Annotated in this window: 11 protein-coding genes; 5 read left to right on the top strand and 6 right to left on the bottom strand. The window is 60.3% G+C overall.

Annotated elements, in window-relative coordinates:
• Positions 1–59 precede the first annotated feature (59 nt).
• On the bottom strand, positions 60–539 hold the full coding sequence (locus ICA15_RS06595; protein ID WP_150603567.1) for a DUF1348 family protein: 480 nt from the start codon (positions 537–539) through the stop codon (positions 60–62).
• A 55-nt stretch (positions 540–594) separates the two neighbouring features.
• Complete coding sequence (locus ICA15_RS06590; protein WP_210552769.1) at positions 595–1,158, bottom strand: TetR/AcrR family transcriptional regulator; 564 nt, start codon at positions 1,156–1,158, stop codon at positions 595–597.
• Positions 1,159–1,373: 215 nt separating this feature from the next.
• On the opposite strand from ICA15_RS06590, the gene pssA reads away from it, so the two are divergent.
• Complete coding sequence (gene pssA / locus ICA15_RS06585) at positions 1,374–2,717, top strand: CDP-diacylglycerol--serine O-phosphatidyltransferase (protein ID WP_210552768.1); 1,344 nt, start codon at positions 1,374–1,376, stop codon at positions 2,715–2,717.
• A 151-nt stretch (positions 2,718–2,868) separates the two neighbouring features.
• Here pssA and efeO (ICA15_RS06580) read toward each other — a convergent pair whose 3' ends face one another.
• Genes efeO (ICA15_RS06580) through efeU form a run of 4 tightly spaced genes read right to left on the bottom strand, consistent with a single transcriptional unit; the run spans position 2,869 to position 7,085 of the window.
• Complete coding sequence (gene efeO / locus ICA15_RS06580; protein ID WP_210552767.1) at positions 2,869–3,693, bottom strand: iron uptake system protein EfeO; 825 nt, start codon at positions 3,691–3,693, stop codon at positions 2,869–2,871.
• Between the two features lie 28 nt (positions 3,694–3,721).
• Positions 3,722–5,020 (bottom strand): iron uptake transporter deferrochelatase/peroxidase subunit, encoded by a 1,299-nt coding sequence (gene efeB, locus ICA15_RS06575; protein ID WP_210552766.1) that lies wholly within the window; start codon positions 5,018–5,020, stop codon positions 3,722–3,724.
• A 17-nt stretch (positions 5,021–5,037) separates the two neighbouring features.
• Complete coding sequence (efeO, locus tag ICA15_RS06570; protein ID WP_210552765.1) at positions 5,038–6,237, bottom strand: iron uptake system protein EfeO; 1,200 nt, start codon at positions 6,235–6,237, stop codon at positions 5,038–5,040.
• Between the two features lie 8 nt (positions 6,238–6,245).
• Entirely contained in the window at positions 6,246–7,085 is an 840-nt protein-coding gene (gene efeU / locus ICA15_RS06565) for an iron uptake transporter permease EfeU (protein ID WP_150603561.1), read from the bottom strand.
• Positions 7,086–7,391: 306 nt separating this feature from the next.
• On the opposite strand from efeU, the gene ICA15_RS06560 reads away from it, so the two are divergent.
• The 4 genes from ICA15_RS06560 to ICA15_RS06545 all read left to right on the top strand — a co-directional run bounded on the left by ICA15_RS06560 (position 7,392) and on the right by ICA15_RS06545 (position 12,330).
• Positions 7,392–8,408 (top strand): AraC family transcriptional regulator, encoded by a 1,017-nt coding sequence (locus ICA15_RS06560; protein WP_210553186.1) that lies wholly within the window; start codon positions 7,392–7,394, stop codon positions 8,406–8,408.
• 273 nt (positions 8,409–8,681) lie between these two features.
• Positions 8,682–10,346 (top strand): AMP-binding protein, encoded by a 1,665-nt coding sequence (locus ICA15_RS06555; RefSeq protein ID WP_210552764.1) that lies wholly within the window; start codon positions 8,682–8,684, stop codon positions 10,344–10,346.
• A 16-nt stretch (positions 10,347–10,362) separates the two neighbouring features.
• A complete protein-coding gene (locus tag ICA15_RS06550) occupies positions 10,363–11,124 on the top strand; it encodes an SDR family NAD(P)-dependent oxidoreductase (RefSeq protein ID WP_150615573.1) in 762 nt (253 codons plus the stop codon).
• A 12-nt stretch (positions 11,125–11,136) separates the two neighbouring features.
• A complete protein-coding gene (locus ICA15_RS06545) occupies positions 11,137–12,330 on the top strand; it encodes an acetyl-CoA C-acyltransferase (protein WP_210552763.1) in 1,194 nt (397 codons plus the stop codon).
• Positions 12,331–12,449: the final 119 nt, after the last annotated feature.

Genomic DNA, 12,449 nt, shown 5'->3' with positions numbered 1-12,449 from the left:
CCGTTTTTTAAGAGCAAGATCAAACGATCGCAGCGTGCCGCAGCTCCTACAGGTGCGGGTTACAGACCGAGGTCCGACAGCCCCGGATGATCATCCGGCCGGCGACCCAGCGGCCAGTGAAACTTGCGCTCGCTTTCCTGAATCGGCATGTCGTTGATGCACGCGTAGCGCTGGAACATCAGGCCGTTGTCGTCGAACTCCCAGTTTTCATTACCGTAGGAGCGGAACCAGTTCCCTGAATCGTCGTGCCACTCGTAGGCATAGCGCACGGCAATGCGCGTGTCCGAGTAGGCCCAGAGTTCCTTGATCAGGCGGTAATCCAGCTCTTTCGCCCATTTACGGGTGAGGAAGGCTTTGGCTTCTTCACGGTTGTTGGCGAACTCGGCGCGGTTGCGCCATTTCGTGTCGAGGGTGTAAGCCAGCGAAACCCTTTCAGGATCGCGGGAGTTCCAGCCGTCTTCGGCCAGACGAACTTTCTCGATGGCCGATTCACGGTTGAAGGGTGGCAATGGCGGACGTACCTGAGCTGCAGTAGACATAATCAGTCTCCCGATAGATTCAACGTTTAAACAACTTGTCAGGCTTATTAAGGCGTTACAGGTCCAATAACTTTCGCGCCATGCATTGCGCATTATCGGCGGCACTGTGATCACCCATCACAAGCGCTACGGTAATGGCGCCGTCAATCAGGATCAGCAGTTGTCTGGCCAGCAACTGCGGGTCCTTGGCGCCATGTTCGGTACACAGCTCGCACACGTAGTCGAGCAGTTTCTGTTTGTGTTCCCTGGCGACCAGACGCACCGGATCTTGCGCGTCGCCGGTCTCACCACTGGTGTTGATAAAGGCGCAGCCGCGGAAACCTTCCGAGGCGAACCAGCCCTTGAGCACGGTAAACAGGTTGAGCAGGCGATCGGCCGGCGTTTCGGCCTGACCGACAGCGCTCCGGTACCAGTGCATCCAGCGCACGTCGCGGCGTTGCAGGGCGGCGGTCACCAACTCGTCTTTATTGGTGAAGTAGCGGTAGATGCTCTTTCTGGAGACGCCGGCGGTTTTCACAAGAAGATCCATGCCCGTGGCGGCGATGCCACTTTTGTAGATCAGCTTTTCGGTGACATCCAGAATGATGTTGCGGGTTGAGGTGTCAGTGATTTTGTTCATGTTGCGCACAGTAGAACGACCGTTCTTCATTGGCAAGGTATTTTTTAAAATCAAAAGATCGCAGCCTTCGGCAGCTCCTGCAAGGTGTTCACAACCCCCGTGCCGGAGCTGCCGAAGGCTGCGATCTTTTGATCTCTTTACAGACCCTCACAAGACCCACAGAGATCGATGGTGTAAGCTCTCGGGTTCTTCGGATTCGACCCATTGCGAGCCCTATGCCGTTGCTTTTCAAACGCTCTCTGCTGCCTAAACTGCGCAGCTTTCCGCTGACCGCCGAGGCCGTGACCATTTTGTCCGGCGCCGCCGAGTTCCGTCGTTGCCTGCTGGAGAAAATCGCTGCGGCGACCCAGCGCATCTATATCGTCGCCCTGTATTTGCAGCAAGACGAAGCCGGTCAGGAAATCCTTGATGCCTTGCACGCCGCCAAACTCAAGCGTCCCGAGCTGGAAATCGCCGTGGTGGTTGACTGGCTGCGCGCCCAGCGCGGGCTGATCGGTGCCGGCAAGCAGCCGGGCAATTCGGCGTGGTATCAGGAAATGACCCGCACTCACCAGAGTGAAGTGCCGGTCTATGGCGTGCCGGTGCAAACCCGCGAACTGTTCGGCGTGCTGCATTTGAAGGGCTTCGTGATCGACGATTGCGTGGTCTACAGCGGCGCCAGCCTGAACAACGTTTACCTGCACAAGTTCGACAAGTACCGGTTCGACCGCTATCACGTCTTGCAAAGCCATGAGCTGGCGGACTCGATGCATCACTTGGTCAAGCACGGCCTGATCGAATCCAAAGCGGTGCATCGCCTCGACCTGCCGAACCTGCCGACCACCCGCAGCCTGCGCAACGACATCGGTGATTTGCGCAGCCGCCTCAAGCACGCGACCTACGACACCAGTGCCGGCAGCACCGCAAAAGAGGGGCTGTCGGTCAGTCCATTGCTCGGCGTGGGCAAGAACAACCCGTTGAACCGGGCGATTCTCGAATTGATCGCTAGTGCGCAAAAGCAGCTGACCATTTGCACGCCTTACTTCAACCTGCCGCTGGGGGTGATCCGCGAGATCAACCGCGCGCTGGCCCGTGGCGTGAAGATCGACATCGTGGTCGGCGACAAGACCGCCAACGACTTCTACATCCCGCCGAGCGAGCCGTTCCGGGTGATCGCCGCGCTGCCGTACCTGTACGAGATCAGCCTGCGCCGCTTCGCCAAACGCCATCAGCGCAGCATCGACAGTGGTCAGTTGAACCTGCACCTGTGGCGTGACGGCGACAACACCTATCACCTCAAGGGCATGTGGATCGACCAGCGCTATACGCTGCTGACCGGCAACAACCTCAATCCAAGGGCGTTCCGCCTGGACCTGGAAAATGCGTTGTTGATCGATGATCCCAAAGGCGAGTGGGTGGCCCCGCGAGCGCAGGAGCTGGAGGCGATCTTCCGCCATACTTCGCGGATTTCCAGCTTCCACGATCTGGAGACCTTGCCGGAATACCCGGCAGGGGTGGCGAAGTTTCTCAAGCGCGTGAGTCGGGTGCGGATTGAGCGGTTGCTTTACCGGATTTTGTAAATTGATCCGGATGATGCGGCGGGCCTGCTGACGCCATCGCTGGCAAGCCAGCTCCCACAGGGTTTGCAGTGCACACAGATTTTGTGAACACCGGCCAAACCTGTGGGAGCTGGCTTGCCAGCGATGAGGCCCTGAAAAACCCTACATAAACTCAGTTCAGCCCCAACTTCCCACGCAACGTGGAAAGGTCTTCCGCCAAGGTATTCACCGGTCCGACCAGCGCCTTGCGGTCGTTATCCTTGACCTTGTCATACGTCTCAAACCCGCCATCCTGAGTCTTGTACCTGGCCAGCACCTTGTTGACGGTGGCGAAGTTCTTGTCGACTTTCGCGATGAAAGCCTTGTCCTGCTGCTCGATTTGCGGACGGAACAAATCGACGATTTTCTTCGCGCCATCGATGTTGCCCTGGAAGTCATACAGGTCGGTGTGGCTGTAGCGATCTTCCTCGCCAGAGATCTTCGTTGCGGCCACTTCTTCCAGCAACGCAGCAGCGCCGCCCACCACTTTTTCCGGCGGGAAGGTCAGGCCAGCGACGCGGGTTTGCAGGTCTTGCACGTCTTTGTTCAAGCCATCCGCCAATGCGTCGAGGCCCTGGGTGCTCTTTTCCGAAAACAGCGAATATTCGATACGGTGGAAACCGGTGAAATCTTCAGCCTTCACACCTTTCTCGTGGTCATCCACACGCGAGTCGATGGACGCATCGAGGTCACTGAACAGCTCGGCAATTGGCTCGATCGACTCGTAGAAAACGCGGGTCGGTGCGTAGAGTTGTTGCGCGGACGCCAGGTCGCCTTTCTTCACGGCGTCGGTGAATTGCTGGGTGTGGCTGGCCAGTTCATCGAGTTGTTCGGTGACGTAGATCTTGTAGTCCGAAACCGGCCCGACCAGATCCAGCGGTGCTGTCGCGGCGAATGCCGACAGCGGGGTGTTGAGCAATCCGAGGGTCAGCAATAACGCGAGTGGCGTCTTTTTCATGGGTGGCGGCTCCAGTGTTGAAGTTGTTTTATGCGGCTGTTTTGGGTTGTGTGGCGTTGAGCAGCGAGCGACCGATAAAGTCCTTGTCGCCCGTCACCCCCGGCAGGGTGAAGAAGTAACCGCCGCCGACCGGTTTGAGGTATTCCTCCAGCGGTTCGCCGTTGAGGCGGGTCTGCACGGTGATAAAGCCTTTTTCCAGATCGGCCTGGTAACAGATGAACAGCAGGCCCATGTCGAGCTGGCCGTTCTTGTTGACGCCGTTTGAATAGTTGAACGGGCGACGCAGGATCAGGTTGGCCTGGCTGGCGGCAGTGCGCGGGTTGGCCAGACGAATGTGCGCGTCGAGCCTGGTCAGCTTGCCTTCCGGGTCTTTGCTGTAATCCGGGACCTCGCTTTCGTGGTGGCCGCCCATCGGCGCGCCGGTGTTCTTGGTCCGACCGAAAATGCTTTCCTGCTCCTGCAACGGCGTGCGATCCCAGCGTTCGACGAAGTTGCGGATGATCCGTACGGCTTGATAACTGCCATGCGCCGCCCAGGCCGGTTCGTCGCTGCCCGGTTGCACCCATACCAGGCGATCCATGGCGTTATCGTCGTTGGAATCGGGGTTGGCCGAGCCATCACGGAAACCAAGGAAATTGCGCGCCGATTGCGCCGGCGCACCGGGCTTGGCCGGGGCTTGCGGCGGCACGCTGCCTTCCTGTTTCCAGCGCACCAGCAACAGGTCCGGCAGGTTCTTGACGATGTCGCGCAGGGCGTGGATGTTGGTGTCGGTGGTGTTGGCGCAGAACTGCAGACTCAAGTCGCCATGGCAGCAATCGGCCTCCAGCGCATCGTTGGGGAAACCGACCATGCGTTGCAGACGTTTGGGTTTGGCGTCCGCCAGGCCGAAGCGCTCATCGAACAGCGATTCGCCCACGGACACGGTGATGGTCAGGTTATCCGGGGTGACGACCGGGCCGAGAATGCCGGAATCCGGCGGCGGCAGTTTCGGATCGAGCTGCGCGACCGGGCCGCCCTTCATCAGGAAGGCGATGCGCTCGTTGAGCGTGCGAAACAGTCGCTCGAGATCTTCGCGATCACTGGCCAACACATCGAACGCCACCAACATGCCCGACGCCGGGCGAGGGGTGACGATGCCGGTTTGATGCACGCCGTGGAAATCGTGACGGTCTTCAGTCTTGTCGCTGCTCGGTGCTTCGGTGACTTGCGCAGGTGCGGCAGCCATGGCGGGGCAGCTCAGGGCCGATCCGGCCAGTGCGACACCGGCAGCGCCCATGCCCATCAGTACGCGGCGGCGTTGCAGGTTGAGTTGTTCTGAGTCTTTCATCGGTACGGGTCTTCTGCTTACAGGCCGGAGAGGCCAAGGGCTGGATCGATGCCATCAAGTGCGTCGGCCAAAGCCTGCGCCTTGTCGGCGATCTGCTTGCGTTGCGCGCCGTTGATGGCGTCGTAGCTGGCGTAGCCGTCCTTGACCTTGTAGCTATTCAGTTGGTTGTCGAAGTCGGCCAGCGTCTGCTCGATTTTCGGCAAGAGATCCGCCGCTGATTTGCTCAGCATCGGCCGCAGCAAATCGACGACTTTGTGCGCGGTTTGCAGATTGGCGGCGAACCCGTTGAGGTCGCTGTGGCTGTAGCGTTCTTCTTCACCGCTGGCGGCACGCACGTCGGCGAGAGTGTTGAGGTTGCGCACGACGATGTTGACCAGTTGCTCCGGCGGCAACGATTGTGCGAGCAGTTGCTGTTTCAGCGTGGTGACGTCGCTCACCAGACGCTGGGCGACGACGGCGAGATCATCGAGTTTGTGTTGCTGGAACAGCGAGTATTCGATGCGGTGGAAACCGACGAACGCCGGATCCTGCTCGCGTTTCTCGAAGTAGTCGGCGCGTGCATTGATGCGTTTGTCCAGTTCGGCCAGTCGCTGAGCCGCCGGGGCCAAGCGTTGATACGCCGCCCGCGCCGGCAGGTACAACGCCTGCGCCTGACTCAAGTCGCCACTGGCAATCGCCTGATTGAGCGCGGTGGTGGCTTTGATCAACGCGCTGCCCTGGCTGGCCAGATACACACGGAATTCCGACAGCGGCCCGATGAAGGCAACCATCGACGGCTTGGCTCTCGCGGCGGCGTCAGAAGCGGCGGTCGGTGTCACATGCAGGGTGCCGCGCGGGTTGCTCAGCAGGCCGCAAGTGATGGCGTAGTCGCCGGGTTGCAGGTTGGCATTGATCACCTGGCTCAGGCCTGGGGCGATGTTTTCACGCTCTTCGACCACCAGCACGCCGTCGAGGATCTCCCATTCCACCGCACGTTCGGAACGGTTGACGATACGGAAACTGGCGCGACCGGCCGGGACTGTCAGGGCGTTCGGCTCGCAATTGCCCGGATGAATGTTGACCACCACTTCATCGTGGTTGTGCTGACGCTTGGCCGCGGCCATTTTCGAGGCGTACCAGAACAGACCACCGGCGGCGATCATCACGACCACCGAACCAGCCAGCGCCCAACGCAAGGCACGGGGCGGCGAGGCCTGAGGAGTATTAGGCTTTGACATGAGTGCCCTTATTGGCTGGAAACGGAAGACGATTGCGCGACAGGCTTGGGCGCGGGCAGGAAGAACATCACCAGCGCCAGCAGCAGATAGATCAGGTACGCGCCAAGGGTGCTGACCGTCGGCGCATCCTGATAACCGAACATGCCGGCCAGCACCGAGCCCAGCGGGCCATCCATCGGCAGCGTCGCGCTGAAATCGAAGAGCACGGTTTGCAGGTGATTCCACACGCCGGCTTCATGCAGGGCTTGCACCGAATTGGCGAGAATCCCCGCGGCCACGACCAGAATGAACAACCCGGTCCACTTGAAAAATGCCGAGAGGTTGAGGCGCATGCTGCCGCTGTAGATGAGGAAGCCAACGATGATCGCCAGAATCAGGCCGAGCAGGGCACCAATCGGCGCGCCCGGGCCTTCGCTCTGCTGGAACACGGCGAGCAGGAAGAACACGGTTTCCAGACCCTCTCGCGCCACGGCGAAGAAGACCATGGCGATCAGCGCAATCACCTGATGCTTGGACGAAGTCAGTGCCTGATCCAGCGACGCGTGCAGCGAATGTTTGATCGACCGCGCGACCTTGCGCATCCAGAACACCATCGAGCTGAGAATCGCCACAGCCACCAACCCGACCACGCCTTCGAACAGTTCCTGCTGCTTTTGCGGGAATTCGGCGCTGACCAGTTCCAGGCCACCGCCGACCAGCAATGCCAGGGCTGCCGCGAGAAAAACGCCGATCCACACGGCGGGCATCCATTGGCCGCGGCCGGTCTGTTGCAGGTAGCTGGCGATGATGCCAACGATCAGCGCGGCTTCAATGCCTTCGCGCAGCATGATCAGAAAGGGAACGAGCATTCGGTATCCGCGGTGATTTAGATAGGAAGCTAAGTTGTAACATAATGACACTCATTCCCATATGACAATGATTGACAAGAACCTGAACACAAGCTGAACAACCTGAATTTTTGTTCTGCACAATTCCCTGTGGGAGCGGGCTTGCCCGCGATGGCGTCCTTTCAGCCAACAGAAATGCCAGCAGTTCCATCGCTATCGCGGGCAAGCCCGCTCCCACAGGGTTTTGCAGTGTTTTCGAGACAGCAACGCGCGGGTGGCTGCGGTAAGATGCCCGTCATTCAAAAACAACAAGGTCTGCCGCGTTCCATGTCGGAAAAAGACACCATCGCCGTGCAACTGGTGCGTGAAGCGCTGCTGCAAAGTTGTGCCCCGGGCATTACCACGGAAGAAGTCTTGAGCAAGGTCGGTATTGATCCGGTATTGCTGCAAACCGGCGAAGGCCGTGTGCCGGCGTCGCAATATGCAAAGCTCTGGCGCTTGTTGGCTCGGCGCGGTGATGACGAGTTTTTCGGCATGGACCCGCGCAAGCTCAAGTCCGGCAGTCTGGAGTTCCTCTGTCGCAGCGCCATGGCACAACCGACGCTGGCGGCCGGTTTGAGCACAGGGCTGAGCTTTCTGTCGCTGATGCTCGAACGCCTGCCGGCGCAACTGGTGCATCAGCAGAGTCTGGCGGAAATTGTCCTGCTCGAAGACGATCCCGAACCACGCCGCGCGTTTACCTATTTCACCTATTGGATGATCGTCCACGGCGTGGCCTGCTGGCTGGCGGGGCGGCGGATTCCGATCCTGGCCATCGAGCTGCGTTGCCCGGCGCCGGACTTTACCGATGACTATCGGGTGATGTTCTCGGACAACCTGCGCTTTGATCGGCCACGCACGCGGATGATCTTTTCCGCCGATTGCCTCGATTTGCCGATCAAACGTTCCGCCGAGGAGCTCAAGCGCTTTCTGGCTCACGCGCCGGCCAACATTCTGGTCAAGTACCGCGACCCGCAGAGCCTGGCCAGCCGGATCAAACACGATTTGCGTCAGTTGCCTGCCGAGCAGTGGCCGGAAACCGAAGCGCTGGCCCAGCAACTGTGCATGTCGGCCTCGACTTTGCGCCGCCGTCTGGCGGAAGAAGGGCAGACCTATCAGGGCCTCAAGGACAGCGTGCGCAAGGAGCTGGCGATTGTCTGGCTGGCCGAGCCGTCGATCAGCTTTGTCGAGATCGCCAGCCGTTTGGGGTTTGCCGATGCCAGTTCGTTCTACAAGGCGTTTCGCAAGTGGTCGGGGTCAAATCCCGGGCATTACCGCACGCTGATCCTTAACGAAGCCGTCTGATCTGCCGCCATCGCCAGCAGGCTGGCTCCCACATTGGAACTGCATTCCCTGTAGGAGCTGCCGAAGGCTGCGATCTTTTGATCTTAAAAAGCAGAATCAAAAGATCGCAGCCTTCGGCAGCTCCTACAGAAGGTATGAATCATTTTCGGAGGTTTGGCCAAACCAGTCAGCCACTTTGATGGCTTTGACCATTGCCCCCAGCCCCGCGCAGCGCGACTATCCCTCTGTTGTTTACGGTTCCCAGCCTAATAAAAACACAGAGGGATTCTGGCAATGCGCGATTACTTGTCTGCCACCGAACAGTTCAACTATCAGCACACTGTAGACGCCGCGCTCAGCGGCTCGCTTGAGGCGCTCAACGCCTGCGTTGAATGCTGCGACCGCCATGCATTGCCGGGGCGCATCGCGCTGTTCTGGGAAGGTCGCGACGGCGCCAGCGCGACGTACACCTTCAGCGACTTGCAGGACAAAGCCGCGCGTTTCGCCAATTTCCTCCTCGCCCAAGGCGTACAGAAGGGTGACAAGGTCGCCGGTCTGCTGCCACGCAATGTCGAATTGCTCATTACCGTTTTTGCCACCTGGCGCATCGGAGCGGTGTACCAACCGCTGTTCACCGCGTTCGGGCCCAAGGCCCTCGAACATCGACTGAACAGCTCCGGCGCCAAAGTCGTGGTGACCGACGCGGTCAACCGGCCGAAACTCAGCGAAGTTGCCGACTGCCCGACCCTGGTCACAGTTGGCGGCCCCAAGGGCCAGGGCATTGTCCGTGGCGATTTCAGTTTCTGGGCCGAACTGGCCAATTATTCCAACGTCTGCGAACCCGTGCGGCTGAGCGGCGAAGACCCGTTCCTGCTGATGTTCACCTCGGGCACCACCGGCCCGGCGAAAGCGCTGTCGGTACCGCTCAAGGCGATTGTCGCGTTCCAGAGTTACACCCGTGATGCGGTGGATCTGCGCCCGGAAGATGCATTCTGGAACGTCGCCGATCCGGGTTGGGCCTATGGCATCTATTTCGGCGTTACCGGTCCGCTGGCCATGGGGCATCCGATCACTTTCTACGATGGCCCGTTCACCCTCGAAAGCACCTGCCGGGTGATCAACAAGTACGGGATCACCAATCTCACCGGTTCGCCGACGGCCTATCGTCTGCTGATTGCCGGCGGTGACGAGTTCGCAAGGTTGATAAAAGGCAAGCTGCGGATCATCAGCAGCGCGGGCGAGCCGCTGAACCCGGAAGTGATCCGCTGGTTCGCCGACAACCTCGACGTGGTCATCCACGACCATTACGGCCAGACCGAACTGGGCATGGTGCTGTGCAACCACCATGGCCTCGACCATGCGGTTCACGTTGGCGCCGCCGGTTTCGCCTCACCGGGGCATCGCATTGTGGTGCTCGACGAGCAGAACAACGAACTCGGCGTCGGTCAGCCGGGCATCCTCGCCATCGACCGCGCCAAGTCGCCGATGTGCTGGTTTGGCGGCTATGAGGGCGCGCCAACCAAAGCCTTCGTCGGCGATTACTACCTGAGCGGCGACACCGTGGAATGGAATCCGGACGGCAGCATCAGTTTCGTCGGCCGCAGCGACGACGTGATTACCACGTCTGGCTACCGCGTCGGCCCGTTCGATGTCGAAAGCGCGCTGATCGAACATCCTGCCGTGGTCGAAGCAGCGGTGGTCGGCAAACCCGATCCGGAGCGTACCGAACTGGTCAAAGCCTTCGTGGTGCTCAGCGCGCAATACCGCGCGGAGCCTGCGTTGGCCGAAGAACTTCGCCAGCACGTACGCAAGCGTCTGGCCGCGCATTCGTACCCGCGGGAAATCGAATTTGTCAGTGAATTGCCCAAAACCCCAAGCGGCAAATTGCAGCGCTTTATCTTGCGCAACCAGGAAATCGCCAAGGCTCAAGAGGCCGCGGCGCACAACGTTTCAGCTTGAATCGAAGGAAACAGTCATGCAGATCGAGAACAAGGTTTTTATCGTCACCGGCGGCGCGTCTGGCCTGGGTGCAGCCACCGCTGAATTGCTGGTGAGTGCCGGCGCCAAAGTGATGCTGGTGGACATGAACGCCGAAGCGGTGGCCGCGCAGGCCAAGCGCCTGGGTGCGCAAAGCGTCGTCGCCGACATCAGTAACGAAGCCGCCGCCGAAGCCGCCGTTCAAGCGACCGTCACTGCATTTGGCAGCCTCAACGGTCTGGTCAACTGCGCCGGCATCGTCCGTGGCGAGAAGATTCTCGGCAAGACCGGCCCGCACGCACTGGCCAGTTTCGCCCAGGTGATCAACGTCAACCTGATCGGCAGCTTCAACATGCTGCGCCTGGCTGCAGCGGCGATTGCCGAGAGCGAGGCCAATGCTGACGGTGAGCGCGGCGTGATCATTAACACCGCTTCGGTAGCGGCGTTCGACGGCCAGATTGGTCAGGCCGCGTATGCAGCATCCAAGGGTGCCATCGCCAGCCTGACCCTGCCAGCCGCCCGCGAACTGGCGCGCTTCGGCATCCGCGTGATGACCATCGCCCCGGGCATTTTTGAAACGCCGATGATGGCCGGCATGACCCCGGAAGTCCGCGACTCGCTGGCTGCGGGCGTACCGTTCCCGCCGCGTCTGGGCAAGCCTGCCGAGTACGCCGCGCTGGTTCGGCATATCATCGAAAACAGCATGCTCAACGGCGAGGTGATCCGTCTCGACGGTGCCTTGCGCATGGCCGCCAAGTAAGGAGGATTTGTCATGACTATTTCCAACGATCCGATTGTTATCGTCAGCGCCGTTCGTACCCCGATGGGCGGTTTTCAGGGCGAACTGAAAAGCCTCACCGCGCCACAACTCGGCGCTGCCGCCATCAAGGCAGCGGTTGAACGCGCCGGTGTCGCCAGCGATGCGGTCGACGAAGTGCTGTTCGGTTGCGTATTGCCTGCCGGACTCGGCCAGGCCCCCGCGCGGCAAGCAGCGCTTGGCGCCGGGCTGGATAAATCGACCCGTTGCACCACCGTCAACAAGATGTGCGGCTCGGGCATGGAAACCACCATCCTGGCCCACGACATGCTGGTCGCTGGCAGCGCCGATGTGGTGATCGCCGGCGGCATGGAAAGCATGTCCAACTCGCCCTATCTGCTGGATCGTGCCCGCGCCGGTTACCGCATGGGCCACGGCCGGGTGCTGGATTCGATGTTCCTCGACGGTCTCGAAGACGCCTACGACAAGGGGCGTCTGATGGGCACCTTCGCCGAGGAATGCGCCGACACCAATGAGTTCAGCCGTGAAGCGCAGGACGCCTTCGCCATCGCCTCGACCACCCGCGCGCAACAGGCGATCAAGGACGGCCGCTTCAAGGAAGAAATCGTCCCGCTGACCGTGACTGTCGGCAAAGACCAGGTGCTGATCAGCAATGACGAGCAGCCGCCGAAAGCCAAGCTGGACAAGGTCGCTTCGCTGAAACCGGCGTTCCGCGAGGGCGGTACGGTGACGGCGGCGAATTCCAGTTCGATCTCCGACGGTGCGGCGGCGCTGGTGCTGATGCGTCAGTCGCAGGCGCAGACACTTGGTTTGAAACCGCTGGCGGTCATTCACGGTCACTCGGCGTTCGCCGATACGCCGGGGCTGTTTCCGGTGGCACCGATCGGGGCGATCAACAAACTGGTGAAGAAGGCCGGCTGGTCGCTGGCCGAGGTTGACCTGTTTGAAGTCAACGAAGCGTTTGCCGTGGTTGCCATGGCAGCCATGAAGCACCTCGACATCCCGCACGAGAAACTCAATATCCACGGCGGCGCTTGTGCGCTGGGCCATCCGATTGGTGCGTCTGGTGCGCGGATTCTGGTGACGTTACTTTCGGCGTTGCGCCAGAACAATTTGAAACGCGGCATCGCAGCCATCTGCATTGGTGGCGGCGAAGCAACGGCCATGGCTGTGGAATGCGTTTACTGACACACACCTTTCCCCCTGTAGGAGCTGCCGAAGGCTGCGATCTTTTGACTTTAGTTCGCAAAAAAAAAGATCAAAAGATCGCAGCCTTCGGCAGCTCTTACAGGGAATCGTGTGGTAAC

This window comes from Pseudomonas sp. P116 (genome assembly GCF_020149425.1).
In the GTDB taxonomy this organism is placed as follows: Bacteria; Pseudomonadota; Gammaproteobacteria; order Pseudomonadales; family Pseudomonadaceae; genus Aquipseudomonas; species Aquipseudomonas anatoliensis.
The sequence above is the reverse complement of the archived record's forward strand: the minus strand, read 5'-3'. Positions and strand labels throughout refer to the sequence as shown.